General features: G+C 64.1%; 25 protein-coding genes. 5 read left to right on the top strand and 20 right to left on the bottom strand.

The window, feature by feature from the left end; genetic code table 11:
- Positions 1 to 246: 246 nt before the first annotated feature.
- Positions 247 to 456: a hypothetical protein gene (locus tag EAV90_RS25665; protein ID WP_244607991.1), complete on the bottom strand. Its 210-nt coding sequence runs from the start codon at positions 454 to 456 to the stop codon at positions 247 to 249.
- A 544-nt stretch (positions 457 to 1,000) separates the two neighbouring features.
- Here EAV90_RS25665 and EAV90_RS25660 point away from each other — a divergent pair.
- From EAV90_RS25660 to EAV90_RS25650, 3 genes are all read left to right on the top strand, one after another.
- A complete protein-coding gene (locus EAV90_RS25660) occupies positions 1,001 to 2,986 on the top strand; it encodes a PAS domain S-box protein (RefSeq protein WP_122403112.1) in 1,986 nt (661 codons plus the stop codon).
- A complete protein-coding gene (locus EAV90_RS25655; protein WP_430644747.1) occupies positions 2,980 to 3,654 on the top strand; it encodes a response regulator transcription factor in 675 nt (224 codons plus the stop codon). The genes EAV90_RS25660 and EAV90_RS25655 overlap by 7 nt, the downstream gene beginning before the upstream one ends.
- Before the next feature lie 87 nt (positions 3,655 to 3,741).
- The gene (locus tag EAV90_RS25650; RefSeq protein ID WP_122403111.1) at positions 3,742 to 4,128 is read left to right on the top strand and encodes a response regulator transcription factor; all 387 of its coding nucleotides are present in this window, start codon (positions 3,742 to 3,744) and stop codon (positions 4,126 to 4,128) included.
- A 47-nt stretch (positions 4,129 to 4,175) separates the two neighbouring features.
- Here EAV90_RS25650 and EAV90_RS25645 read toward each other — a convergent pair whose 3' ends face one another.
- The 16 genes from EAV90_RS25645 to eno form a co-directional block, all read right to left on the bottom strand.
- Positions 4,176 to 5,147 carry a tripartite tricarboxylate transporter substrate binding protein BugD gene (locus tag EAV90_RS25645; RefSeq protein ID WP_122403110.1) on the bottom strand — a complete coding sequence of 324 codons (972 nt, stop codon included), beginning with the start codon at positions 5,145 to 5,147 and terminating at the stop codon, positions 4,176 to 4,178.
- A gap of 199 nt (positions 5,148 to 5,346) precedes the next feature.
- The gene (locus tag EAV90_RS25640) at positions 5,347 to 6,588 is read right to left on the bottom strand and encodes a threonine synthase (RefSeq protein WP_122403109.1); all 1,242 of its coding nucleotides are present in this window, start codon (positions 6,586 to 6,588) and stop codon (positions 5,347 to 5,349) included.
- Between the two features lie 64 nt (positions 6,589 to 6,652).
- The gene (gene lpdA, locus EAV90_RS25635) at positions 6,653 to 8,074 is read right to left on the bottom strand and encodes a dihydrolipoyl dehydrogenase (RefSeq protein WP_122403108.1); all 1,422 of its coding nucleotides are present in this window, start codon (positions 8,072 to 8,074) and stop codon (positions 6,653 to 6,655) included.
- Positions 8,075 to 8,091: 17 nt separating this feature from the next.
- Positions 8,092 to 8,325, bottom strand: coding sequence for a hypothetical protein (locus EAV90_RS25630; protein WP_129145028.1), 234 nt, complete (start codon positions 8,323 to 8,325; stop codon positions 8,092 to 8,094).
- 9 nt (positions 8,326 to 8,334) lie between these two features.
- A complete protein-coding gene (locus EAV90_RS25625) occupies positions 8,335 to 9,690 on the bottom strand; it encodes a pyruvate dehydrogenase complex dihydrolipoamide acetyltransferase (protein ID WP_122403107.1) in 1,356 nt (451 codons plus the stop codon).
- 62 nt (positions 9,691 to 9,752) lie between these two features.
- On the bottom strand, positions 9,753 to 10,205 hold the full coding sequence (locus EAV90_RS25620; RefSeq protein ID WP_122403106.1) for a nucleoside deaminase: 453 nt from the start codon (positions 10,203 to 10,205) through the stop codon (positions 9,753 to 9,755).
- 2 nt (positions 10,206 to 10,207) lie between these two features.
- Positions 10,208 to 10,510: a DUF5076 domain-containing protein gene (locus tag EAV90_RS25615; RefSeq protein WP_122403105.1), complete on the bottom strand. Its 303-nt coding sequence runs from the start codon at positions 10,508 to 10,510 to the stop codon at positions 10,208 to 10,210.
- 3 nt (positions 10,511 to 10,513) lie between these two features.
- Positions 10,514 to 11,905: a pyruvate dehydrogenase complex E1 component subunit beta gene (locus EAV90_RS25610; RefSeq protein WP_122403104.1), complete on the bottom strand. Its 1,392-nt coding sequence runs from the start codon at positions 11,903 to 11,905 to the stop codon at positions 10,514 to 10,516.
- Positions 11,906 to 11,934: 29 nt separating this feature from the next.
- Positions 11,935 to 12,957 carry a pyruvate dehydrogenase (acetyl-transferring) E1 component subunit alpha gene (pdhA, locus tag EAV90_RS25605; RefSeq protein WP_122403103.1) on the bottom strand — a complete coding sequence of 341 codons (1,023 nt, stop codon included), beginning with the start codon at positions 12,955 to 12,957 and terminating at the stop codon, positions 11,935 to 11,937.
- 302 nt (positions 12,958 to 13,259) lie between these two features.
- Entirely contained in the window at positions 13,260 to 14,777 is a 1,518-nt protein-coding gene (adh, locus tag EAV90_RS25600; protein ID WP_122403101.1) for an aldehyde dehydrogenase, read from the bottom strand.
- Between the two features lie 250 nt (positions 14,778 to 15,027).
- Entirely contained in the window at positions 15,028 to 15,987 is a 960-nt protein-coding gene (locus tag EAV90_RS25595) for a helix-turn-helix domain-containing protein (protein WP_162500264.1), read from the bottom strand.
- 310 nt (positions 15,988 to 16,297) lie between these two features.
- Positions 16,298 to 16,615, bottom strand: a complete 318-nt coding sequence (locus tag EAV90_RS25590; protein WP_122403099.1) for an FtsB family cell division protein — start codon at positions 16,613 to 16,615, stop codon at positions 16,298 to 16,300.
- 96 nt (positions 16,616 to 16,711) lie between these two features.
- Positions 16,712 to 17,263, bottom strand: coding sequence for an NADPH-dependent FMN reductase (locus EAV90_RS25585; RefSeq protein WP_122403098.1), 552 nt, complete (start codon positions 17,261 to 17,263; stop codon positions 16,712 to 16,714).
- A 197-nt stretch (positions 17,264 to 17,460) separates the two neighbouring features.
- Entirely contained in the window at positions 17,461 to 18,459 is a 999-nt protein-coding gene (locus EAV90_RS25580; RefSeq protein WP_122403097.1) for an MBL fold metallo-hydrolase, read from the bottom strand.
- A gap of 116 nt (positions 18,460 to 18,575) precedes the next feature.
- Positions 18,576 to 19,709 (bottom strand): zinc-binding dehydrogenase, encoded by a 1,134-nt coding sequence (locus EAV90_RS25575; protein ID WP_122403096.1) that lies wholly within the window; start codon positions 19,707 to 19,709, stop codon positions 18,576 to 18,578.
- Between the two features lie 34 nt (positions 19,710 to 19,743).
- Positions 19,744 to 21,027 carry a phosphopyruvate hydratase gene (eno, locus tag EAV90_RS25570; RefSeq protein WP_122406648.1) on the bottom strand — a complete coding sequence of 428 codons (1,284 nt, stop codon included), beginning with the start codon at positions 21,025 to 21,027 and terminating at the stop codon, positions 19,744 to 19,746.
- Positions 21,028 to 21,201: 174 nt separating this feature from the next.
- Here eno and EAV90_RS25565 point away from each other — a divergent pair, with 174 nt between their 5' ends.
- Together EAV90_RS25565 and queF are read left to right on the top strand one after the other, a co-directional pair.
- Positions 21,202 to 22,179, top strand: coding sequence for a virginiamycin B lyase family protein (locus EAV90_RS25565; RefSeq protein ID WP_122403095.1), 978 nt, complete (start codon positions 21,202 to 21,204; stop codon positions 22,177 to 22,179).
- 39 nt (positions 22,180 to 22,218) lie between these two features.
- Entirely contained in the window at positions 22,219 to 22,680 is a 462-nt protein-coding gene (gene queF, locus EAV90_RS25560; RefSeq protein ID WP_122403094.1) for a preQ(1) synthase, read from the top strand.
- 222 nt (positions 22,681 to 22,902) lie between these two features.
- Here the strand turns inward: queF and EAV90_RS25555 are convergent, their stop codons facing one another.
- The 3 genes from EAV90_RS25555 to EAV90_RS25545 all read right to left on the bottom strand — a co-directional run bounded on the left by EAV90_RS25555 (position 22,903) and on the right by EAV90_RS25545 (position 25,399).
- A complete protein-coding gene (locus EAV90_RS25555) occupies positions 22,903 to 24,108 on the bottom strand; it encodes an MFS transporter (RefSeq protein WP_122403093.1) in 1,206 nt (401 codons plus the stop codon).
- On the bottom strand, positions 24,108 to 24,956 hold the full coding sequence (kdsA, locus tag EAV90_RS25550) for a 3-deoxy-8-phosphooctulonate synthase (protein WP_122403092.1): 849 nt from the start codon (positions 24,954 to 24,956) through the stop codon (positions 24,108 to 24,110). Before kdsA ends, EAV90_RS25555 begins: the two co-directional genes overlap by 1 nt.
- Before the next feature lie 116 nt (positions 24,957 to 25,072).
- Positions 25,073 to 25,399, bottom strand: a complete 327-nt coding sequence (locus EAV90_RS25545; protein WP_122403091.1) for an NIPSNAP family protein — start codon at positions 25,397 to 25,399, stop codon at positions 25,073 to 25,075.
- Positions 25,400 to 25,543 lie beyond the last annotated feature (144 nt).

The following is a 25,543-nucleotide window of genomic DNA, read 5'->3' as shown; positions in this document are numbered from 1 at the left end:
GTCGGCGCTGTTGCAACAACTGAGGCTCGGATTGTCCGGCATGTGCCAGGTCGAGTAGAATTTTTCGTGCAGCGCCTGGTCCTGGGGCGGGTGCTGGCGATGAGCGGCGCCGTGTTCCGTCTCCTGTGCCTGGACCGCCGCAATGGAGCCGAGGAGAGCCATCGAGCACAAGAGCTTGCATGGGCGGTTCAACGCACGGGCTCCCGGATCAGACCTTCGGAACGACGTCAGCTCTCCAATTCAGCCTTAGGCGACCTGAGCCTGGAACAACCACCGGCGGTCACGTTCGCGGCGTGTGCGGAAGCGATCGACGCACTTCTTGGAGCAGAGCGCGGTACGCCACGAATAGTGGCGGATCAGGCCGAACTTGCCGCCGCACACCGCACAGCCGTTGACCGAAGAGCAGCGCTCGAACTCCGATGGGCGACGCGCAGGAATTACCGATGTATCGCACATTGTTCTCTCCCTCTGTTGCTCTCGCTTTTGTCAGTTCGACCTCGCATGGGTCGTAAATTGCCGCGATCGCAGCTGCCTCTCGAGAAATGAACGGCCTCGTGCCCGGTCGCTGCAGGTCGGTGAGAGGCTTCGGCCCCGTAGGTCTGAGCCCGCTACCCGTACGACCGCTGCGATTGGTGGTCGACATTCCCGATGGTCACGAGGCTAGTCCGCCCGGCACGAAGCGCTCAATTGTACGGAAGTAAATCGCCGACATGACTAGGATTGGAGAAGCTATACCTAGGTTTGTCCCGTACTTGCCCGGATGGACTCTCGCACCGCCTCCGCCCTCGCATTCAACGAGACGGCGCACGGCCCGCGGGCTGCAGCGTCACCGCGAAAAATCTGCCCGGCGCGGCATGCTTGATGCGCCGCAATGGACAAGGTGGTGAGCAGTCCACTCCAACGACCGTCGCGACCGCCCGTCCGACTTTGGCTGGAATTGCTCCTTCGGCGGCAACGTGCTCTACTTGCGTTCACGCAGAGAGCGCCGGGAGCGTCTGCGATGAAGCCGGGCCGGGCAGTAGCGTTCGGGAAGTCAGCCGCGCAATACCTCGTCGGCTGTGTCAGGCACACTGTTACTGCCAAGCCGCGCGTTGAGCCCGGTGACGCCGGTCTGTTGGAAGCGGTCAAGCAGTGGCAGCAAGTCTTCGAGCACAACCCGGTCATGTACTTCATGGTCGACCCGGCCGGAACTGTCATGAACGTGAACACGTTTGGCGCCGCGCAGCTGGGCTATACGCCCGCGGAGTTGATCGGCCGATCGGTGCTGGATGTCTTCTTCGAGGAAGATCGCGCTACTGTCCGCGCGTGCATCGCGCTGTGCCTTGAGACTGTTGATCAGTCACACACCTGGGAAATCCGGAAGGTTCGCAAGGACGGTTCGGTGCTATGGGTGCGCGAGAACGCCAAGACCATGCTGCGGGCGAATGGCGGGCCAATCGTGCTGGTCGCCTGCGAGAACATCACCGAGCGCAAGGAAGCGGAGAATGCGCTGCGACAGAGCGAGGCTTATCTCGCCCAGGCGCAGGAATTGAGCCACACCGGCAGTTTCGGCTGGAAGGCCGCAACCCGCGAGATCACCTGGTCCAAGGAGACCTACCGCATCTTTCAATGCGACGAGGGAACCAAGCCAAAGATCTCGTTCATGCTCGCGCGGATCCATCCGGACGACCGGCTCGCAGTGCAACAGACTACGGCTCGGGCCGCCCGAGAGGGAAAGGATTACGATCACGAATACCGGCTCGTGATGCCCGACGGCTCCATCAAGTACGTCCGAGCGGTGGCTCGGGCCACGCGAGATGCGAGCGGTCAATTGGAATTCGTCGGATCGGTGACCGACATCACGGCGACCAAAGAGGCGGAGCGCCGCCTTCGTGACAGCGAGCAGCGCTTTCGCGATTACGCCGAAACCGCCTCCGACTGGTTCTGGGAAACGGGGCCGGACCATCGGGTTACTCGGATATCGGAACACTCCGATACAAACACCGCCCCCGCCGGCCTGATTGGATTGACGCGTTGGGACATCGCTCCGGACGCAGATCTCGAACCCGAAAAATGGCGACAACATCGGGCGGCGCTCGATGCCCATATCCCGTTCCGCGACTTGGTATATCGCAGCAAAGACCGCAACGGTCAGCCGATCTACGTCCGGACCAGCGGCAAGCCGTTCTTCGACGCCGACGGCACTTTCCTGGGCTATCGTGGCGTCTGCACCGACGTGACCGCGGCCATCCGGGCCGATCAGGCCGAAGACGCACTGCGCAAGGCCCAGGCCGAGCTCGCCCATGTCACACGCGTCACGACACTGGGTGAGCTGACCGCGTCCATTGCCCACGAAATCAATCAGCCGCTCGCCGCCGTGATTGCAAACGCCGACGCCTGCCTCGCCTGGCTGCAGCGCAGTCCACCCGACCTCAAGGCGGCCCGCCGCTCCGTGGAGTGGATCATCGAGGATGGCAAGCGTGCCAGCGACGTGATCCGTCACGTTCGGGCGCTCGCCAAGCGTTCCGATATCGAGATGGCGCCGCTCGACGCCGGCGCGGTCGTGCGCGAGGCTGTGGCGCTCGTTCAGCGCGAGATGGCCAGCCACGCCGTGTCGGTTCGCATGGAGCTGTCGTCGACACTGCCCAGGATCTTTGGCGATCGAATTCAATTGCAGCAGGTCCTGATCAACCTGATCAAGAACGGGATCGAGGCCATGGAAGGCATCGATGACCGCCCGCGCGAGCTGGCGATCCGTTCAGCGACCGACGACAATGGCGCGGTGCTGGTGAGCGTATCCGACTGCGGCGCCGGCATCGACGAACAGGCGATGGACCGCCTGTTCATGCCGTTCTTCACCACGAAGTCCAGCGGCATGGGCATGGGCCTGTCGATCTGCCGCTCGATCATCGAGGCCCATGGCGGGCGACTTTCCGCCATGCCGAACCAGGAGCACGGAGCGACTTTTCAGATCACCCTGCCGCTGCATCGCGAGGACGCATCGTGACCGAGCGCGCGCAATCTTCGCCGCCCGAGGAGGATGGCGATCAGCCGATCGTCTTCATCGTCGACGACGACGCGTCCATGCGCCGCGCGCTCACCAACCTGTTCGAATCGGTGGGCCTCAAGGTCGAAGCATTCGGCTCTGCGCCGCAACTCCTGCAGGCCAAGCCGCCAGACGTCCCCAGTTGCCTCGTGCTCGACATCCGCCTGCCGGGAGTTAGCGGTCTCGACCTGCAGGCCGATCTTGCCAAGGCAAATATCCACACGCCGATCATCTTCATCACCGGCCATGGTGATATTCCGATGACCGTTCGGGCCATGAAGAGCGGCGCGATCGACTTCCTCACCAAGCCGGTTCGCGACCAGGACATTCTGGACGCGGTCCAGGCCGCGATCGAGCGAGACCGCAAGCGACGCGACCTCAACAGGACGGTCTCGACCGTCAGATCGCGCTTCGAGTCATTGTCCTCGCGGGAAAGAGACGTATTGTCGCTGGTGACGTCCGGCCTGATGAACAAGCAAGTGGCCGCCCAGCTCGGTTTGGCGGAAATCACCGTCAAAATTTACCGCGGCCAGATCATGCGGAAAATGGGCGCGAAATCGCTGGCCGACCTGGTGAGAATGAGCGAGGCGCTCGGGATTCGGCCAAACAAATCCGACATACAAACCTAAGTATGAGTTTCCAATGGTGTCTGGCGGGCCCACCCTGAATGTGGCCGCAGCGACGGCAAGCGTATTCCCGGGAAAGGAGCAGACGTCTTGTCAGTCCCCTCGGTCATTTCAGTGCTTGATGATGACCCCTACGTGCGGGCCGCGATCAACAATCTGCTGAAGTCACGCGGTTACAACGTACACACATTCGCTTCCGCCCACGAATTTCTGGCTTCGGCCGACTCGCACGGCACCTCGTGCGTGATTGCGGACGTGCAGATGCCGGTGACGAGTGGAATCGATCTGCTGACGCAGATGCGCGCGCAGGGATCCGCGACGCCCTTCATCCTGATCACGGCGTTCCCGGACGAGAGCGTACGTGTGCGTGCACACAAAGCCGGGGCAACCTGCTTTCTCGACAAGCCGTTCAACGCGTCGGATCTGATGAAATGCCTGGAGGTGGCGCTGGCAGCAGGCGACGAATCCACGCAATGATCGCCTGGCCGTCAGCGCCGAGTTTGGATGACCTGACGACGCGCGCCTCAATCCACCTTGATATTCGCCGCCTTGATCATCGGCCACCATTTTGCGATCTCGGCCTGCTGGCGAGTGCCAAGTGCTTCGGGCGTGAGCTGATCCTTCGGTGTCATCTCCAGGCCCTGGTTTTCGAGCTGCTTCCTCACCGCGGGATCGTTCAGCGCCTCCACGGCCGCGGCGTTGAGCTTGACCACGATCTCTTTCGGCGTCCCCTTCGGCACCCACATGCCGGACCACAGCGTCATGGTGAAGCCTTTGAGGCCCGCCTCCGCCGCGGTCGGGATCTCCGGTGCCGAGGCCAGGCGCTTGTCGTCTGTGATGGCGTAGGCGCGGATGGTGCCGGCGCGGACCTGGTTGATGGAGTTGGAGGTCTGGTCGACGATGATATCGATCTGGCCGGCGATAAGGTCGTTCAGCGCGGGCGCAGTACCGCGATACGGCACGTATTGCAGCTTGATGCCGGAGACGCTCTCGAAATAAACCCCGGCGATGTGGCTGCCGGAGCCTGCACCGGCGGTGCCGGCAGTCGGCGGCGACGGTCGTGATTTCAGCCAGTCCAACAGCTCCTTCAGCGAGGTCGCGGGCACCGCGTTCTTGCTGACCACGATCATCGGATTGCTCGGCAGCAGCACCACCGGCTCGAGGTCGGCGACGAGGTCGTATTTGAGCTTGTAGACGGCACCGTTGGCCACATGGGTGCCGAGGTGGCCGAAGGAGATGGTGTAGCCGTCCGGCGGCGATTGCACGGCGCGGCCGACGCCGATCGAGCCGCCCGCGCCCGTGACGTTCTCGATCACCACCGGCTGCCCCAACGTCACCCGCATCCGCTCGGCAAGCACCCGCGCCATGGCATCCGAAGGCCCACCGGCCGCGAAGGGCACGATGATGGTGATGGGACGGGAGGGATAGTCATCGGCGCGCGCGGCACCGGTCACAGCGAGAACAGCAATCAGTGCAGCCCAGACGGCCTTCTTCATTGTCTTCTCCCCAGCGATGTCGTTTTGTTTTTCTTCCCCTCGCCCCGCTTGCGGGGCGAGGTCGAAGCGAAGCAATTCGGATGAGGGGGTTCAGATCTCACGAAGATCTCATTCGCGGAGACAGGCCCCTCACCCCAACCCTCCCAGCGCGAGCGAAACTCGTCGCGCCCCCGTGAGAACGGGGAGAGGAAGAGGCAAGTCAGAACTGCGAGTAATCGATCGGCTTGTGGCGATCGAGCGTGCGGGTGACCGGCGGCAGCGGATATTTCAGACCGGTGGCACAGTTGAACAGCATCACGCGGTCGGTCTTGCTGACGCGACCATCGGCAAGGCTCTCCTTGTAAGCGGCATAGGTGGCCGCGCCCTCGGGGCACAGCAAAAGCCCCTCCTCGCGAGCAACCTCGCTCAGCGCCGACGAGATCTTGTCGTCGTCGACTGCGATGGCAAAGCCTTTGCTCTCGCGGACTGCACGCAGGATCAGGAAATCGCCGATCGCCTGCGGCACGCGGATGCCCGACGCAATGGTGTGGGCGTCCTCCCAGCGCGTCGCATGCTCGGTGCCGGCCTCGAAAGCCCGCACCATCGGCGCGCAGCCGGAGGCCTGCACCGCGACCATGCGCGGGCGCTTTGAGCCGATGAAGCCGATCTTCTCGAGCTCGTCGAAGGCCTTCCACATGCCGATCAGGCCGGTGCCGCCGCCGGTTGGATAGAAGATCACGTCGGGCACGTCCCAGCCGAGCTGCTCGGCGAGCTCGAGGCCCATCGTCTTCTTGCCCTCGATGCGGTATGGCTCCTTCAGCGTCGAGGTGTCGAACCAGCCGACCTTGGCCTTGCCCTCGCCGACGATCTTGCCGCAATCGTCGATATAGCCATTGACGCGGTAGACGGTCGCGCCCTGCAGCTCGATCTCGCTGACATTCACTTCGGGCGTATCGGCCGGGCAGAAGATCGTCGTCTTGATGCCGCAGCTCGTCGCATAGGCCGCCAGCGCCGCACCGGCATTGCCGTTGGTCGGCATCGCCATGTGCTTGATGCCGAGCGCCTTGCCCATCGACACCGCCATCACCAGGCCACGCGCCTTGAACGAGCCGGTCGGCAGCCGTCCCTCGTCCTTCACGATGATCTCGCCGCCACCGAGTTTTGCGCCGAGCTTGGGCAACCGGATCAAGGGCGTCGTGACTTCGCCGAGCGAGACGATGTCCTTGCATTTGCGCACCGGCAGCAGCTCGCGGTAGCGCCACATGTCGCCGGGCCGCTGGGCAAGCGCGTCTTTCGTCAGCGCCTTCTTCACGCCGGCGAGGTCGTAGCGCACGAGCAGCGGCTTGCCGGCCTTGGAGAGGTTGTGGACCTGGTCGGCCGCGTAATGATCGCCTTCCATCGCGCATTCGAGATGGGTGACGAAGGTCGGGCGTTCGATGGTGAGGTTGTCGTTGTCGTGCATGGGTGATTTCCTTCTTATTCTGCAAACAGCTCTCTTCGCTCGCAACGACGGCGGTGGCGCTCGGTCAAATATTCAACACCCGTCCGTACGCATCCAGCACGGCTTCCTTCATCATCTCCGACAGGGTCGGATGCGGGAACACCGTGTGCATCAGCTCTTCTTCCGTCGTCTCCAGGTTCATGGCGACCACGTAGCCCTGGATCAGCTCGGTGACCTCGGCGCCGACCATGTGGGCGCCGAGCAGCTGGCCGGTCTTCTTGTCGAAGATCACCTTGACGAGGCCCTGGTCCTCGCCGAGCGCGATCGCCTTGCCATTGCCGACGAAGGGGAAGCGGCCGACGCGGATCTCGCGGCCACTCTCCTTCGCCTTGGCTTCGGTGAGGCCTACGGAGGCCACCTGCGGATGACAATAGGTGCAGCCCGGGATCATGTTCTTGTCCATGGGATGCGGATTGAGGCCCTTGATCGCCTCGACGCAGATCACGCCCTCATGCTCGGCCTTGTGGGCCAGCATCGGGGGACCGGAGACGTCGCCGATGGCGTAGATGCCGGGAACGTTGGTTTTGCCGTAGCCGTCGACCACGATGATGCCGCGATCGGTTTTGACGCCGAGCTTTTCGAGTCCCAGATTTTCGATGTTGCCGACGACGCCAACCGCCGAGATCACGCGCTCGAACTCGGTCGTCACGGGCTTGCCCTTGCCGTCGTCGATGGTGGCGACGACGCTGTCGGCCTTCTTCTCGAGCTTGGTCACCTTGGTCGAGGACATGATCTTAATGCCCTGCTTCTCGAAGCGCTTGCGCGCAAGACCTGCGATCTCGGCATCCTCGACGGGGAGGATCTGCGGCAGCACCTCGACCACGGTGACGTCGCTACCCATGGTGTGGAAGAACGAAGCGAACTCGATGCCGATCGCGCCGGAGCCGACCACCAGCAGCGACTTCGGCATCCGCTCCGGGATCATCGCCTCGAAATAGGTCCAGACCAGCTTCTTGTCAGGCTCAAGGCCGGGCAGCACGCGCGGCCGGGCGCCGGTCGCGACGATGATGTGCTTGGCCTGATACGTCCCCTCGCCCAGCGCCCCCTTCGGACCCTCGACATCGGACTTCTTCACGGTGACCTTGCCGGGCGCGTCGATCGAGGCGGCGCCCCAGATCACGCTGACCTTGTTCTTCTTCATCAGGAAGCCGACGCCGTCGTTCAGCCGCTTGGAGACGCCGCGCGAGCGCTGCACCACGGCCTTCGGATCGAACGAGACCTTCTCCGCCGAGAGGCCGTAATCCTTGGCGTGCTGCATGTAGTGGTAGATCTCGGCCGAACGCAGCAGCGCCTTGGTCGGGATGCAGCCCCAATTCAGGCAGATGCCGCCGAGATAGGATTTTTCCACGATTGCCGTCTTGAGGCCGAGCTGCGCGGCGCGGATCGCGGTGACATAGCCGCCGGGACCGGAGCCGATGATGATGACGTCGAAGGATGTATCGGCCATGTCGGCTCCCGTTCAACTCAAGAGGTCGTTGCACCGCCGGAGCGGCGTTTTGAAATGATCGACCTGACCAGCCATTCGATGACGCAGATCGAGATCAGGATCGCAAGACCGATGAAGACGATCGGCTGGGCAATGCTGCGCGAGAGCAGCTCGCGGCTGAAGAAGGCGTCGCGCAGAACGCCGGTGCCGAGCGGGCTGACGAGGATGATGATCGACAGCAGCATCGATATCCAGGGCCAGCGCGTCGTCATGCGGCGGCTCTAGACCATCATCATCACGGGGTTTTCGATCAGCTGCTTGAACGCACCGATCAGCTCGGCGCCGAGGGCACCGTCGATGGCGCGGTGATCGCAGGACAAGGTCACGCTCATCATGTTCGCGATCTCGATCTTGCCCCCGCGCACCACGGGGCGCTCCTCGCTGGTGCCGACCGCAAGGATCGTCGCATGCGGTGGATTGATCACGGCCGTGAAGTGGCTGATGCCGTACATGCCGAGGTTGGAGACGGCGGTGGTGCCGCCCTGGTATTCCTCGGGCTTCAATTTGCGGGAACGTGCGCGCGCGGCGAAATCCTTCATCTCGTTGGAGATGGTCGAGAGCGTCTTGGTCTCCGCTTTCCGGATGATCGGCGTGATCAGGCCGCCGGGCATCGCGACCGCAACGCCGACGTCGGAATGGTGATGCTTGACCATGCCGCTTTCGGTCCAGCTCACATTGCAGTTCGGGATCTTCTGCAGCGCGACCGCCATCGCCTTGATGACGAAGTCGTTGACCGAGATCTTGTAGAGCGGCTTCTTCTCCTTGTCCTTCGGCGCGGCGGCGTTGATCTCCTCGCGGGCAGCGAGCAGCTTGCCGATGTCGCAGTCGATGGTGAGATAGAAGTGCGGAACGTTCTGGATCGATGCGGTCAGACGCTGGGCAATCGTCCGGCGCATGCCGTCATGCGGGATGATGTCGTAGGACCCCGGCTCGAACAGCGACAGGATCTGCTTGTCCGACATGGTCGGCGCGATCGCGGGCGCACCCGACGGCGCCGCGGCGGGTGCCTTGAGGCCCTTGCCGGACTTGGCCTGCTCGACGTCGCGCGCGACCACGCGGCCGTGCGGGCCGGTACCGGTGACCATCGCCACGTCGATGCCGGCTTCCTTGGCGAGACGCCGCGCCAGCGGCGATGAGAACACACGGCCGCCATGGCCATTGCCCTGCACGGCGGCAGCTGCAGCCTGCGGGGCCGGTGCGGCGGCCGGTGCCGGCGCCGCCTTCGGTGCGGCCGGAGCAGGTGCCGGCGCCGGCGCCGCAGCAGGTGCTTCAGCGGCCTTGGGAGGTGCAGCCGAGGCGGTCGGCTTCGCAGCGCCCGCGGCCTTCACGTCCTCGCCTTCGCCGGCAAGCACCGCGATCACGTCGTTGACCGGGACGTCCTGCGTGCCTTCGGGCACCAGGATCTTGGCTATCGTGCCCTCGTCGATCGCCTCGACCTCCATGGTCGCCTTGTCGGTCTCGATCTCGGCGATGACGTCACCGGATTTGACCTTGTCGCCCTCCTTCTTCAGCCACTTGGCGAGGTTGCCCTTCTCCATCGTCGGCGAGAGAGCGGGCATCAGGATGTTGATGGGCATGCTGACCTCAAGAAGAACTTTGCAAAACGTCGTTTCCGACAGCGGAGACGAACAGACCAGGTTTAGTTGCCGATGTCGCCCTGCCACAGGCGCTCATTGGCTGGGATGGAACGCCAATTCTTCATCATGGTGATGGAGCGGTCGTCGGCAAGATCGATCCAGGGGATGCCGAACTTGTCGAGGATGTCCTTGGAGCCGGGGAAAGTGACGGATTCGCCGATCACCACCAGCCTGACCTTGAACAGCGCCAGCGCGCCGGCGCACATCGAGCATGGCGACAGCGTGGTGTACATGACGGTATCGTGGAATTTGATCGCACCGGCCTCGCGCAGGCAGCTCATCTCGCCGTGCAGGATCACGTTGTTCTCCTGAACACGGTTGTTGTGGCCGCGGGCGATGATCTTGTTGTCGCGCGTCAGCACCGCGCCGATCGGCAGGCCGCCTTGCGCGATCGAGGCCTCCGCTTCGCGAATCGCCTCCAGCATGAAATCGTAATGATAGGATTCGATCGCCACGGTCAGTGCCCCTTGCCGCGCGGCGTCGTGGTGCCGGTGTCGGTGGGACGCTCGATCTCCGCCTGGAACATGTCGAGGATCCGATTCAGCGCGTCCTCCTCGGTGTATTCACTCTCGCGCGCATAGGCACGCGCGGCGTGGCGGGCAAGATCGACCAGCAGGAGGCCCCACATGTCGGGCTCCTCGAAGGCGCGTTGGAACGCCATCGACAGCCCGCCGTCCAGCACGAACACGCGCAGGATCTCGACCGCGTCTTCGCGGGTCATGACGTCCGGCGGCAGTGGCTGCTCCCTGGGGCCCGCCATGGTCTACCTATAGCAGACGGCTTTGGCGGCCTCGACGACTTCCGCCGCCGAGGGCAGCGCGAGCTTCTCCAGGTTCGCGGCATAGGGCATCGGCACGTCCTTGCCGGCGACGCGCGCGACCGGCGCATCCAGATAATCGAAGGCGTTCTCCATGATGCGCGCGGCGATCTCGGCGCCGACGCCGCTTTGCGCCCAGCCTTCTTCCACGGTGACGGCGCGGCCGGTCTTCTTCACCGAGTTGATGATGGTCTCGGTGTCCATCGGACGGAGCGTGCGCAGGTCGATCACCTCGGCCTCGATGCCGTCCTTGGCAAGCTCGTCGGCCGCCTTCAGCGCATAGGTCATGCCGTTCGACCAGGAAATGATGGTGACGTGGCTGCCCGAACGCACGATGCGCGCCTTGCCGATCGGGATCACGTAATCGTCGAGCTTGGGCACTTCGCCGGTGTGACCGTAGAGCACCTCGTTCTCGAGGAAGATCACCGGGTTGGGATCGCGGATCGCAGCCTTGAGCAGACCCTTGGCATCGGCGGCCGAATATGGCGCGATCACCTTCAGGCCCGGAATATGCGAGTACCAGGCCGAGTAGTCCTGACTGTGCTGCGCGGCGACGCGCGCGGCGGCACCGTTGGGCCCGCGGAACACGATCGAGCAGCCCATCTGGCCGCCGGACATGTACAGCGTCTTGGCCGCGGAGTTGATGATCTGGTCGATCGCCTGCATGGCGAAGTTGAAGGTCATGAACTCGACGATCGGCTTGAGGCCCGTCATCGCGGCACCGACGCCGACACCGGCAAAACCGTGCTCGGTGATCGGCGTGTCGATCACGCGCCTGGCGCCGAACTCCTGGAGCAATCCCTGGGTGACTTTATAGGCGCCCTGATATTCGGCGACCTCTTCGCCCATCACGAACACATCGGGATCGCGGCGCATCTCCTCGGCCATGGCGTCGCGCAGCGCTTCGCGGATCGTCTGCGTCACCATCTCGGTGCCGGCAGGCACTTCCGGATCGGGCTCGGCGACGGCCTGCGGTGCAGACGGCGCAGCCTTGGGCTGCGGCACTTCGGCCTTGGCCGCCGCAGGCGGCGCCGACTCGGCAGCCTTCTCCTGCTTGGCGGGGGCCGGCGCCTTGGCAAGATCAGCAGCGCTCTCACCGTCGGCGAGGATGGTCGCGATCGGCGTGTTCACCGCGACGTCGGCGGTGCCCTCGGGGATCAGGATCTTGCCGAGCGTGCCCTCATCGGTCGCCTCGACCTCCATCGTCGCCTTGTCGGTCTCGATCTCGGCGATGACGTCGCCGGACTTGATCGTCTCGCCCTCTTTCTTCAGCCATTTGGCGAGGTTGCCCTTCTCCATCGTGGGCGACAACGCGGGCATCAGCACTTGAATTGGCATATCTTCTCCAAAAGAAAGCTTGCGCGCGTTCAGCGGTAAACGTCGGTCCAGAGCTCGGCGGCGTCCGGCTCGGGATCATGCTGGGCGAAATCGGCAGAGGCGTTGACGATGTCGCGCACCTCGGCGTCGATCGCCTTCAGGTCCTGCTCGCTGACCTTGGCCGCCAACAGGCGGTTGCGCACCTGCTCGATCGGATCCTGGTCGTGGCGGACCTTCTCGACCTCCTCGCGCGTGCGATATTTTGCAGGATCGGACATCGAGTGGCCACGATAGCGGTAGGTCTGCATCTCCAGGATGTAGGGCCCCTTGCCGGCGCGGCACCAGGCCGCCGCCTCCTCGCCCGCGGCCTTGACGGCGCGGACGTCCATGCCGTCGACCTGCTTGCCGGGGATGTTGAAGGAGACGCCGCGCTTGGAGAAATCCTGCTGCGCCGAGGCGCGCGAGACCGAGGTGCCCATGGCGTAGCGGTTGTTCTCGATGACGTAGATCACCGGCAGCTTCCAGAGCTCCGCCATGTTGAAGCTCTCATAGACCTGGCCCTGGTTGGCCGCGCCGTCGCCGAAATAGGTGACGCTGACATTGCCGTTGCCGCGATAGTGATTGGCGAAGGCAAGACCGGTGCCGAGCGAGACCTGGGCGCCGACGATGCCATGGCCGCCGTAAAAGTGCTTCTCCTTGCTGAACATGTGCATGGAGCCGCCCTTGCCCTTGGAATAGCCGCCGCGGCGGCCCGTGAGCTCGGCCATGACGCCGTTGGCGTCCATGCCGGTGGCGAGCATGTGGCCGTGATCGCGATAGCCGGTGATGACCTGATCGCCCTCTTTCAGGGCCATCTGCATGCCGACCACCACGGCCTCCTGGCCGATATAGAGGTGGCAAAAGCCGCCGATCGCGCCCATGCCGTAGAGCTGGCCGGCCTTTTCCTCAAACCGCCGGATCAGGAGCATGTCGCGGAGCGCCTTGAGCTCCTGCTCCCTGGTGAATTCCGGTGGCGAACCGCCGTCGGACTTGTCCTGTGAAGTGCTTGCGGCGGCTTTCTTGGGTGCGGCCATAGGAATTCCGGGTCAGAGAAAACTTTCGCCCTCTCTAACCCAAGTCAAACGCCCTTGGAAAGCACCGCGGCGGCATCGCACGACTTTCATTATGCCGCACTGCAACGTGATCGAAATAATGGAAAATCTTTGGCGCTGATCGGGCAACAAATCTATGCGCGCCAGGGTGCGCGTGCGGATTCGCCTCGATAGCGTCATGGCCGGGCTCGTCCCGGCCATCCACGCCTTGCCCCGCGGCACGAAGGACGTGGATGCCCGGGACAAGCCCGGGCACGACGGCCTCATGCGTGCGGCATTCCCGATCAGAAGAAGCCGAGCTTCTTCGGGCTGTAGCTGACCAGGAGGTTCTTGGTCTGCTGGTAGTGGTCGAGCATCATCTTGTGGGTCTCGCGCCCGACGCCCGACTGCTTGTAGCCGCCGAAGGCCGCATGCGCGGGATAGGCATGGTAGCAGTTGGTCCACACGCGACCCGCCTGGATCTCCCGGCCGAAGCGGTAGCAGCGATTGGCATCGCGGCTCCAGACGCCGGCTCCTAAGCCGTAGAGTGTGTCATTGGCGATCGCGAGTGCCTCCTCGTCGGTCTTGAAGGTCGTGACCGAAACCACGGGACCAAAGATCTCCTCCTGGAAGATGCGCATCTTGTTGTGGCCCTCGAACACGGTCGGCTGAACGTAGAAGCCGCCGGCGAGATCGCCGCCGAGCTGGGTGCGTCCGCCACCGGCGAGCACCTTGGCGCCCTCCTGCTTGCCGATGTCGATATAGGAGAGGATCTTGGATAGCTGCTCGCTAGACGCCTGGGCGCCGATCATGGTGGTGGCATCGCGCGGATCGCCCTGCTTGATCGCGGCGACGCGCTTCAGCGCCCGCTCCATGAAGCGGTCATAGATGTCGGCGTGGACCAGCGCCCGGCTCGGACAGGTGCAGACCTCGCCCTGGTTCAGCGCGAACATGACGAAGCCTTCGATCGCCTTGTCGAAGAAGTCGTCGTCTTCCGCCGTGACGTCCTTGAAGAAGATGTTCGGCGATTTGCCGCCGAGCTCCAGCGTGACCGGAATGAGGTTCTGGCTGGCGTATTGCATGATCAGCCGGCCCGTCGTGGTCTCGCCGGTGAACGCGATCTTGGCGATGCGCGGGCTGGACGCCAGCGGCTTGCCGGCCTCGAGGCCAAAACCGTTGACGATGTTGAGCACGCCAGGCGGCAGCAGGTCGGCGATGATCTCGGCCCAGACCATGATCGAGGCCGGGGTCTGCTCGGCGGGCTTGAGCACGACGCAATTGCCGGCAGCGAGCGCCGGCGCGAGCTTCCAGCAGGCCATCAGCAGCGGGAAGTTCCAGGGAATGATCTGGCCGACCACGCCGAGCGGCTCGTGGAAATGATAGGCGATGGTGTCGTGGTCGATCTCGCCGATCGAGCCTTCCTGGGCGCGCACGACGCCCGCGAAATAGCGGAAATGATCGATCGCGAGCGGCAGGTCGGCGGCGCGGGTCTCGCGGATCGGCTTGCCGTTGTCCCAGGTCTCGGCGATGGCGAGACGCTCGAGATTGTCCTCCATCCGGTCGGCGATCTTGTTCAGGATCGCGGCGCGCTCGGCGACGCTGGTGCGGCCCCAGGCGGCCTTGGCGGCATGCGCCGCATCGAGCGCCGCCTCGACGTCCTGCGCGTCGGAGCGCGCGATCTTGCAAACGACCTGGCCGGTCAGCGGCGAGGCGTTGTCGAAATACTTGCCCGAGATCGGCGCGACGAATTTACCGCCGATGAAATTGTCGTAGCGTTCGGCAAAGGGAACTTTGGTGACGCCGAGGAATTCCACCTTGTTCATTGATCACTCCCGATGTTTGCTGTTTGCGCTTGTCGTCGCGTGACCCGCGACTTGCGCCGACGATGATGCGGGAGGCGTTCTCTGTCAGCCCGGGCGGACGCGATCGCGGAGCGGACCTGTCGCAGTTCTGCGACAGTGATGGGCTAGGCATCACCATCGTGTCCCGGACGCGCTGCGCTGCGTCCGGGGCACGAGACCTGCGTTTCGAGCCACCGGCTCGACACCGCAATGGCGGCTGAGAAGCAGCGGCTCAGTGGTTCAGCTCGAACCGCTTCAGCTTCCGGTGCAATGTGGCGCGGCTGACGCCGAGAGCCTTGGCGGCTGCCGAGACATTGCCGCCGGCGCGGAGCAGTGCACGCTGCAACACCGCGCGCTGGCCGCCGGCAAGGTGATCGTGCGCGGTATCGCCGCCGAGCAGGTCGGCGGCAGGCATCGGCTGCAAGGCCCGGCCGGGGGCAATTCCGAGCGCCACCCGGGCGGAGCGGGTCGCGCCGATCACGAGATCATCCGCATCGACCGCAACGAGACCGCCGCAACTTCCGTCCGCAGCTTGCGTCAGCACGATGCGGGCATGGGCAAAGGCCTTTCGAAACAGATCGGCCTCGATACGCTTGGCCGCCTCGCCTGCCGCGAGCGCGATCAGGCTGGCGAAGGCGTCGGTGCGGTCGGCGCGGCAGGAGGACACGTCGAGCACGCCTGCGAGTGCCGCCTCATGGTCGTAGATCGGAACGGCGGTGCAGCTCAGAAGCGTATTGCGGGCAAAGAAATGCTGGTCGCGATCGATCGTCAGCGGACGCTGCTCGACGAGGCAGGTGCCGATGCCATTGGTACCCTCGTGCTCCTCGCTCCAGAGCGCACCGATCCACAGCCCCCAAGATTGAAACGTCGCGTCGTCCGCCACCGTGCCGCGGCGATCGACCGGCACGCCATCGCGGTCGGCGAGCAGCACGCAGCAGCCCGCGGCGCCGACCGCCTGATAAAGCCGGTCCATCGCGCCTTGCGCGGCGGCCAGAAGCGGCGCGATGCGCTCGCGCGCCTGGCGCAGCTCGGCTTCGGTCAGCCGCATCGGCGCGGTGCGGCCGCCCGGATCAAGATGATGCAATCTGGAGGAACGGCACCACGAGGCCACGAGCGCGGACCGAGCCGCCTGGCCAGACGCGATGGCGGCCTCGACGCGGGCCGCGTGATGCCGGGGCATTGACCCATTCATCACTGTTTCCTCCGGATGGCAGTCTAGAACGTGCCGGTGCTGCCCGGTTGATCCGCGTCAACTTCGGCAGACGCCACAGAAGCCATGTGCCAGCGACCGTGCTGCCGTCAAGGCGTCCGCCCGGTTCCGGGCTTACGACCTTCGCAGGAGCAAAGAGCACGGGATCGGTTCAGCGGCTTTCGGTGGCGGTTTCGAAAGCTGCGGATACGCTAAAACATGATCAGGAAAAGTGCGAAGCGGTTTTCCGGAAAGATCATGCGTAAACAACAAGCTAAAGCGCGATGACGATTCATCCAAATCTCGTCGCGCTTTAGTTCGCCGGGATCATCCGAACGAGATCGCGCGGATTGACATAGTCGAGCTGGAAGCGCGCCCGCTCGTCCAGCATGTCCGGGTCGATCTTCTCGGACCGCAGCAGCGACACCCGCTGCTCGCTCCTGGCGCGCTCACGCTTGAGCTGGGCCAGCTCGCTGGTCAGTGCGATGATCTCCTGATCGAGCTCCTGGCGGGCGTTGAGGCCGTATTTGCCGGTATAGGCGTTGACGCCGAAATAGCCGACGATCGCCGCCGCCATCGCATAGAGGGCAAGACCGGTCAGGATCGATTTCAGGCGGGCGCGGGAGACCATCCCGGGAAGATGGGACAGGTTGGTTAAGGGAGTGCTAATTGCCCCAAGAACGTGGACGGCCGGGACAAGCCCGGCCTTGACGGAGAGAGTGAGTGCTCAGCCCTGATTCTTCGCCACATGCGCGGCGAAAGCATCGATGTACTGCTGCAGCACGGTCTTGAGGGAATCCTTGGTCAGGTTGCCGTCCGCATCGAAGGCGTCGCCGACGCCGTTGAGATAGATTTCCGGCTGCTGGAGAACCGGACCGGAGATGCCCGGCAGGATGTTCTGCAGATGCTTGGCCGCGCTGACGCCGCCGAGTGGCCCCGGCGAGTTGGAGATGATGCCGACCGGCTTGCCGAGCAACGAGCTCTTGCCATAGGGCCGCGAGGCGACGTCGATGGCGTTCTTGAGAGCGCCCGGGATCGAGCGGTTGTACTCGGGTGTGACGAACAGGACGCCGTTCGACTTCTGGAGCTTCTCGCGGAATGCGAGCCAGTCCGCGGGCGGCGCGCCCTCGAGGTCCTGGTTGAAGAACGAGATGCCCGCCGGCGTGATCACCTCGAGCTTGAGCGAGCCAGGCGCGAGCTTGGCGAGCGCATTGGCGATCTTGAGCGAGAAACCGTCCTTGCGCAGGCTGCCGGCGATCGTGACGATGTTGTAGGCCATTGAGTGTCCTTGAGAGCTTGAGCGGGAATGCCGCGAAAGCACTTAAATCATCAGGGCCAATAGATGCAAGTGCATGAACTGGCTTGATTTGGAAACGCTGTGTTTCTGGAAATTGGTCCCCATTCCGGCGGAAGCGATCCGAAGCAATCGGGCCGCCAAGCGGCGGCCCGACCTTTCGCACCAGGGTTCAACCGCGGTCAGATCGTCGGATTCCACGCCGACGGGATCAGGCGATATTTGGCGCCGTCCTTCTCGACATGGCCGACCGATGGGAAGGTGAAGTGGAAGCCGATCACGGTGGCCTTCTCCGCCGCCGCCATGTCGTAGAACTTGTGGCGCGTCGCCTGCGCCAGCGCGGGATCGGTGTCGAACATCACGTGCCAGTCCGGATTGCGCAGGAAGAATTCCGGGATGTTGGTGACGTCGGACTGAATCAGCACCTTGGCATCGCCAGATGCGACCGCGAAGGAGGTGTGGCCGGGCGTGTGACCCGGCGTCGCGATCGAGGTGATGCCGGGCGCGACCTCCTTGCCCCACTCGTACTTGGTGACCTTGGATTCAAGGCCGGCAAAGGTCTTCTTCACGTTGGCGAAGTAGTTCTTCATCATCGGATTGGACTCGGCCTTGGCGGCGTTGTCCTCGCTGGTCCAGAACTCCCAGTCCTTGCCCGGCACCATGATCTCCGCATTCGGGAAGGCCAGCCCGCCGTCGGCCAAACGGATGCCGTTGGTGTGGTCAGGGTGCAGATGCGACAGCAGCACGATATCGACGTTCTTGGGGTCGACACCGGCGGCCTGCAGGTTTTGCAGCGTGCGGCCGACCGCACCCTTGCTCGGCTCGAGATTGGCGACGCCGTTGCCGGTATCGATCAGCACCAACTTGGAGCCGGTGTTGACGAGCTGCGGGTTGAACGGCACCGTGACCATGCCCTTCGGCATGTAGGCCGCCTCGCCGGCTGCTGCGGCTTCTTCCTTCGGCACGTTGACGACGAACTTGTCCGGCATCGGGAAGGTGCGCGCGCCGTCGTTGATCGAAGTGCATTCGAAGCTGCCAACCTTGTAGCGGTAGAAGCCCGGGGCCTGCGTGCCGGCTTGCGGCACTGCGGCATTGGCAACGGTTGGGCGAAGCCCGGTCACGGCAGCCGCACCCATGGCGGCGGCGCCTGCGAGCAGGTGACGACGATTGAGATCGGTCATGGAAATGTCCCTTCTGAGCGCCTAGCGGTTTTCCGCTTCAAATGGCGGCGGAATAATCTCCCGCCTCGCTCAGAAGGCAAGACTTTCCTTCGGTGACGTGCCGTCGCCCGTCACCATTATTTGTTTGGGTTGATGAGGAATTTTTCGCCGGTGGCGCGTTTGGCGTACACCGCGACGTTGGCGAGATCGAGCGCCTCGGCAAGCGAGACCACCTTGGTGTAGTGGCTGGCGAACGTGGTCTTCAGCTCGGACGCCACGCGCTGGCGCAGGCGGCCCACCTCGGCCGGACCGATCTTCTGAAGAAACGGCGTGAGCAGCCAGCCGCCCACGCCCCAGCTCAGCCCGAACGAGCGGCTCAGCTCCGTCGGGCGCGTGTCGAGGCTGCCATAGATGTAGACCTGCTTGTACACGTTGGAGCCGTATCGGCTGTATTCCTTCGCAGTCTTGTTGGCTGCAATTTCCATCGCGGTCAGGATCTGGCCCGCCAGCTTGCCGCCGCCGATGGCATCGAAGGCGATGGTGGCGCCGGTCTCGACAAGTGCATTGGTGAGATCGTCCATGAAACCAGGCGCGCTGGAATCCACGACATATTTGGCGCCGATCTTATGCAGGATGTCGGCCTGCTCCTTGCTCCTGACGATGTTGACGAGGCCGATGCCGTCCTTGATGCAGATCTTGTTGAGCATCTGGCCGAGATTGGAGGCGGCGGCCGTGTGCACGAGCGCCTTGTGGTTCTCCCGCCGCATCGTCTCGGTCATGCCGAGCGCAGTCAGCGGATTGACGAACCAGGACGCACCGTCCACGGCCGTGGTGCCCGCCGGCAGCTCCATGACATCGCGGACCTTGAGCACGCGATATTGCGTGTACATCGCACCGCCGATCATCGACACCGTCTTGCCCATCAGCGCTTTCGCGGCATCGGACGATCCGGTCTGGATCACCGTACCGGCGCCCTCGTTGCCGACCGGCAATGACTGATCGAACCTGGCCGCCATCATCCGCATCGCCGCCTCCGGCATCTTGGCGGTGATGACCGGCATCTCCTTCGTGCCGGAGGCCTGGGCGGCCGACATGTCGGCCGGCCCGATCAGAAGTCCGAGATCTGAGGGGTTGATCGGGGAGGCTTCGACGCGAACCACGACCTCATCGTCGGCCGGCTCCGGCGTCGGGACATTCACGAGAGACAATTCCAGCTCGCCACTCTTTTTGAGCAGCGAACGCAACTGCAGTCCGGTCTTGCCGTCGCTCATGTCGATCCTCCCCTGTCCGTGTTGAAGCGCCGGCTTATGCCAGCGCCTTCAGTGCCGTCTTGCCGCCGTAGAGCGCCTGCTTGCCGAGCTGCTGCTCGATGCGCAGGAGCTGGTTGTATTTGGCGGTGCGGTCGGCGCGCGCAAGGGAGCCGGTCTTGATCTGACCGCAATTGGTGGCGACTGCGAGGTCGGCGATGGTGGAATCCTCGGTCTCGCCGGAGCGGTGCGACATCACCGAGGTGTAGCCGGCCTTGTGCGCCATTTCGACGGCGGCCAGCGTCTCGGTCAGCGTGCCGATCTGGTTGACCTTGATCAGGATCGAGTTGGCGCGCCCGGCCTTGATGCCTTCGGCGAGGCGCTTGACGTTGGTGACGAACAGGTCGTCGCCGACCAGCTGGCACTTCTTGCCGATGAGGTCGGTAAGCTCCTTCCAGCCGTCCATATCGTCTTCCGACATGCCGTCCTCGATGGTCACGATCGGATAGCGCGCGACCAAGTCTGCAAGATACTTCGCCTGCTCCGAGATCGAACGAGTCTTGCCCTCACCTTCATAGGCATACTTGCCGTCCTTGAAGAACTCGGTCGAGGCGCAGTCGAGGCCGAGCACGATGTCGGAGCCCGCCTTGAAGCCGGCCTTGCCGATCGCGTTCATGACGAAGTCGAGCGCGGCGTCGGCCGACGGCAGGTTCGGGGCAAAGCCGCCCTCGTCGCCGACATTGGTGTTGTGGCCGGCCTTCTTCAATTCGGACTTCAGCGTGTGGAACACCTCCGCGCCGTAACGCAGGCCTTCGGCGAAAGAGGATGCGCCGACCGGAAGGATCATGAACTCCTGGAAGTCGATCGGATTGTCGGCATGCACGCCGCCATTGATGATGTTCATCATCGGCACCGGCAGGAGGCGCGCCGAGGTGCCGCCGACATAACGGTAGAGCGGCATGTCGAGCGAGTTCGCGGCCGCCTTGGCGCAGGCGAGCGAGACGCCGAGGATGGCGTTGGCGCCCAGCCGGCTCTTGTTCGGCGTGCCGTCGAGGTCGATCATGATCTGGTCGATCTGGGCCTGCTGCTCGACATCGAGGCCACTCAGGGCCTCGAAGATCTCCCCGTTGACGGCGCCGACCGCCTTGGTCACGCCCTTGCCGAGATAGCGGGCCTTGTCGCCGTCGCGCAGTTCCACCGCCTCGTGCGCGCCGGTGGAGGCGCCGGACGGCACCGCGGCGCGGCCGAGCGCACCATCCTCCAGCACGACATCGACCTCGACGGTGGGATTGCCCCGGCTATCGAGAATTTCGCGGCCGATGATGTCGATGATGGCGGTCATGATGTCCACTTCCGTTCGTTAGGGCTGATCGGTGCCGCGGGTCTTACACGGGCTGCAAGCAAATGTGAACGCTTGGACGAGCCTCCTCGACTGACGCGTGAAGCGGCTCAGCTTATGCTCGACCGCATCTGGTCCGCGCGTCCAACCTCAATCTGAAACAGTCGGGGTAACGCCATGAATCGCCGCCAGTTTCTTGCTTCGAGTGCCGCCCTGCTCGCGATCCGCCCAGGTTTTGCGCAGGAAGCCCCGTTCCGAACAAAATATTATCCTATCAGCCCCGGCATCGGCCTGCACGATCTCACGCCCGCCCCTGACGGCACGGTTTGGTTCACGGCGCAGGGCAAGGGCCTGCTCGGCAGGCTCGATCCGCGAGATGGCAGTTTCAAGACGGTCAGCCTCGGCCAGGGCGCTGCCCCGCACGGCGTAACCATCGGGCCCGACGGCGCACCCTGGATTACCGAAGGCGGCCAAAACGCGATCGCGCGGGTCGACCCCGGCGATCTCAAGGTGACGCTGTTTCGCCTCCCGGAAAAGTTCGCGTCCGCCAATCTCAACACCGGCGTGTTCGACAAGGACGGCACCTACTGGTTCACCGGACAGTCCGGCTATTACGGGCGGCTTGCGCCGAAATCCGGCGAGATGACGGTGTTCAAGGCGCCAAAGGGGATCGGACCCTATGGCATCACCGTGACGCCCAAGGGCGACATCTGGTACGCCTCGCTTGCCGGCAGCTACATCGCCAAGATCGATCTTGCGACCGGCAGCGCCGGCGTCGTGCAGCCGCCGACGCCGAATGCGGGCTCACGGCGCGTCTGGTCGGATTCAAGGAGCCGGATCTGGGTCAGCGAGTGGAACAGCGGGCATGTCTCGGTGCACGATCCCGCCGACGGCTCGTGGAAGACATGGAAGCTGCCGGGCGAACGCCCCCGCGCCTACGCTGTCTTTGTCGACGACAAGGACAAGGTCTGGCTGACGGATTTTTCCGCCAACGCCATCGTGCGCTTCGATCCCGCTACTGAAAAGTTCAACGTCTTCGCCAGCGACAAGCCCAACGCCAATGTGCGCCAGCTGGACGGCCGTCCGGGCGAGCTTTGGGGCTGCGAGTCCGGCAACGACCGCATCGTGCTGATCCAGACGATTGCCGCCGGTTGACGGCAGCGGCATTTGCGTCCATCCCGGCATCCGCAAAGGATGACGATGATGGCGAAAAAATCCCTCCAGCTCGGCCGCGCGGTCGAGTGGCCGCACACACCGGAAGAAGCCCAGCTCGACCGCGTGCCCAATCCGCAAAAGGGCACCGATTACCTGGTGCGCTTCACGGTGCCGGAATTCACCTCGCTCTGCCCGGTCACGGGCCAGCCGGATTTCGCGCATCTGATGATCGACTACGCGCCGGGCGCGTGGCTGCTGGAATCGAAATCGCTCAAGCTCTACATCGCGAGCTTTCGCAATCACGGCGCCTTCCACGAAGACTGCACCGTGATGATCGGCAAGCGCATCGCCTCGGAGATCAAGCCGAAATGGCTGCGCATCGGCGGCTATTGGTATCCGCGTGGCGGCATCCCGATCGACGTGTTCTGGCAGACCGGCCGCGTGCCGAAGGGCCTGTGGGTGCCCGAGCAAGGCGTCGCGCCTTATCGCGGGCGGGGCTAAAGCGCGATGAGATTTGGATGAATCGTCATCGCGCTTTAGCTTGTTGTTTACGCATGATCTTTCCGGAAAACCGCTTCGCACTTTTCCGGATCATGCTTTAGCCTCTCTTGTCCGGGACGCTGCACAGCGTGAAGCACTGCTCCGCTGAGCCGGGCCCAGTGCCGTTATGGACCCCGGATCAGCGGCGCGCTGCACTGCATCCGGGGAACGAGCATCCATGCCTCAGCGCGCGTCGGACGGCGCCCGCTGCTTCAGCAGCCGGGCGCAGACGAAGCCCAGCACCACCATGATCCCTGCGCTCGCGAACAGGGTCGGCATCTTGCCGGCGTGCTGAAGGCCGAAGCCATAGGCGAGTGGCCCCACGGTCTGGCCCATGAAGAAGAAGAACGAATGCAGCGACATCGCGGTGGCGCGAGCCTCGACCGAGAGCTCGCTGGCGAAGACCTGAAGACAGCCATGCGCGATGTAGAAGCCCCATCCCATCACGATGAGATTCAGCGCCTGCACTTCCCAGCGTAGGCCGAAAGCGACGGCTATGAGCTGCGAGGCGACCAGCGTCATGCCGGCGATCATCATGCCCTTCATACCGAGCCGCGGCAGCAGCCGTGACACCGTCAGCGTGTAGAACAGGCCGCCGACCGCAAAGCCGGCGATGACGATGCCGGCGATCGAGAGCGAGGTCTGACCGAGCTCGAACAGGAACGAGGCGATGTAGGGAAACAGGCCGAGCACGCAGCAGCCTTCGATGAACACCGCCGAATAGCAGACATAGGCGTTCGGATTGGTGAAGATGGTGCGGTAGCCGGCCTTGAGCGCCGAAAGGCTCGTCTTCGGCGGATGCTCGACCTTGGCGCCGTGGAAGCCGGCCGCAACGGCGATCGAGGCGACGATCACGAGCGCACCCAGCACCGCGAGCACGCCGCGCCAGCCGAGGAAATCGCCGATCAGGCCGGAGGCCGAGGCGCCCAGCAGATTTCCAGTCATGGCGCCTGCCAGCGTGCGGCTGATCGCGACCTGGCGTTTTTCGGGCCCGACGAGATCGCTGGTGAGGCTGAGCGCCACCGGAAACACGCCTCCGGAGCCGATGCCCGCGAGGATGCGGGTGACGAACAGCAATGAGAACGAGCTTGAGAGCGCACCCAGGATGTTGGCAAGGCCGAGCAGCGCTAGGCAACCGATCATCAGCCGCGTCTTGCCGAACAGGTCGGCGGCGGCGCCGATGATCGGCTGGATGATGGAGAAGGTGAAGGCGAACACCGCGGCAAAGCCGGCGGCGGTCGCGATGCTCACGCTAAAATCCTCGGCGACGTGCGGCAGCACCGGATCGAGCGCGCGTGCCGACAGCGCCGCGGCGAAGCTTGCGCCTGAGATGACGTAGAGTGCTGTCGGCAAGCCGGGATCGTGCGGCCGCGCCTCGCCTTGCTGCATCAGCGCGGATTCTTTGCGAGCGCGTCGAACGCCATCAGCCTGGCGATCAGTCCCTCGAATTCGCGCAGCGGCACCATGTTGGGTCCGTCCGAGGGCGCGTGATCAGGGTCAGGATGGGTCTCGATGAAGACGCCGGCGACGCCGACCGCGACAGCCGCGCGCGCCAGCACGGGCACGAATTCGCGCTCGCCGCCAGACGAGGTCCCTTTCCCGCCCGGCTGCTGCACCGAATGGGTGGCGTCGAAGATCACGGGCGCGCCGGTGGTGCGCGCCAAGATCGGCAGTGCGCGCATGTCGGAGACCAGCGTATTGTAGCCGAATGAGGCACCGCGCTCGGTGACGAGCACGTTGGGATTGCCAGCGCTCGTGAGCTTGGTGACGACATTGGCCATGTCCCAGGGAGCCAGGAACTGGCCCTTCTTGACGTTGACGACCTTGCCGGTTGCGGCCGCCGCCAAAAGGAGATCGGTCTGCCGGCACAGGAAGGCCGGGATCTGCAAGACGTCCACCGCCTGCGCCACGTCTGCGCATTGCGCGGCTTCGTGCACGTCGGTCAGCACCGGCAAACCGAACGAGGATCGGATCTCCGCGAAGATCGGCAGCGACTGCGCTAAGCCCAAGCCGCGCGCTGCAGCCGCGCTGGTGCGGTTGGCCTTGTCGAACGAGGTTTTGTAAACGAGGCCGATGTTCAGCCGCGCGGCGATCTCCTTCAGCGCGGACGCGACCTCCAGCGCATGCTGGCGGCTCTCGAGCTGGCACGGCCCGGCAATCACCGAGATCGGCAGATCATTGCCGAATTTGACCGTGCCAATGGTGACGACCGGCGCCGCTGAATTTGAAGAGCTCAAGGCAAATCCCTCATTTCGGCGCGACCATAGCCGCCATGAGGGTCGGATCAACCCTCTTCCGCCCGGGCCGCTCGAATATCAGGGTTGCGCCATGGTTCCCGCCGCGCCAGTGATCGCTACTTCACCGCCGAGAAGGCGGTCGGCGCCAGGATCTGGCTGACGATGTTGCCCACGATCTGGCCGTCCGCTTCCGATTTCGCCCGCGCCTCGAGCCAGTCCGGGTCGGTCATGAACGCGCCCCACTTCTTCTCGCGCTCGGCGAGCGAGTCCCAGGCCAGGAAATAGGTCAGCTCCTGGTTGGATTCACCGATCAGCGTCGTGAAGAAGCCGGCCTGCTTGATGCCGTGCTTCTCCCAGATCTTCAGCGTGGCGGTCTCGAACCGCTTCAAGAGCGCCGGCAGGCGACCGGGGACGCAGCGGTAGACGCGCATTTCGTAGATCATTCACGGCCTCCCTGAACAGGTCCGGCGGTTATAGCGGTTGGTCCCGACGGTGTCTTGAGCCCTGCCCGTCCGCCCCTGTGGCGTTCTGCGCATGGCTTGAGCTTCCGCCGCAGGGCCGGACTCCCGCAATGCTGCCGCAATGAT

The organism is Bradyrhizobium vignae, assembly GCF_004114425.1.
Lineage (GTDB): Bacteria > Pseudomonadota > Alphaproteobacteria > Rhizobiales > Xanthobacteraceae > Bradyrhizobium > Bradyrhizobium vignae.
Note: the sequence above shows the minus strand (reverse complement) of the source record. Positions and strands in the feature narration are given on the sequence as shown.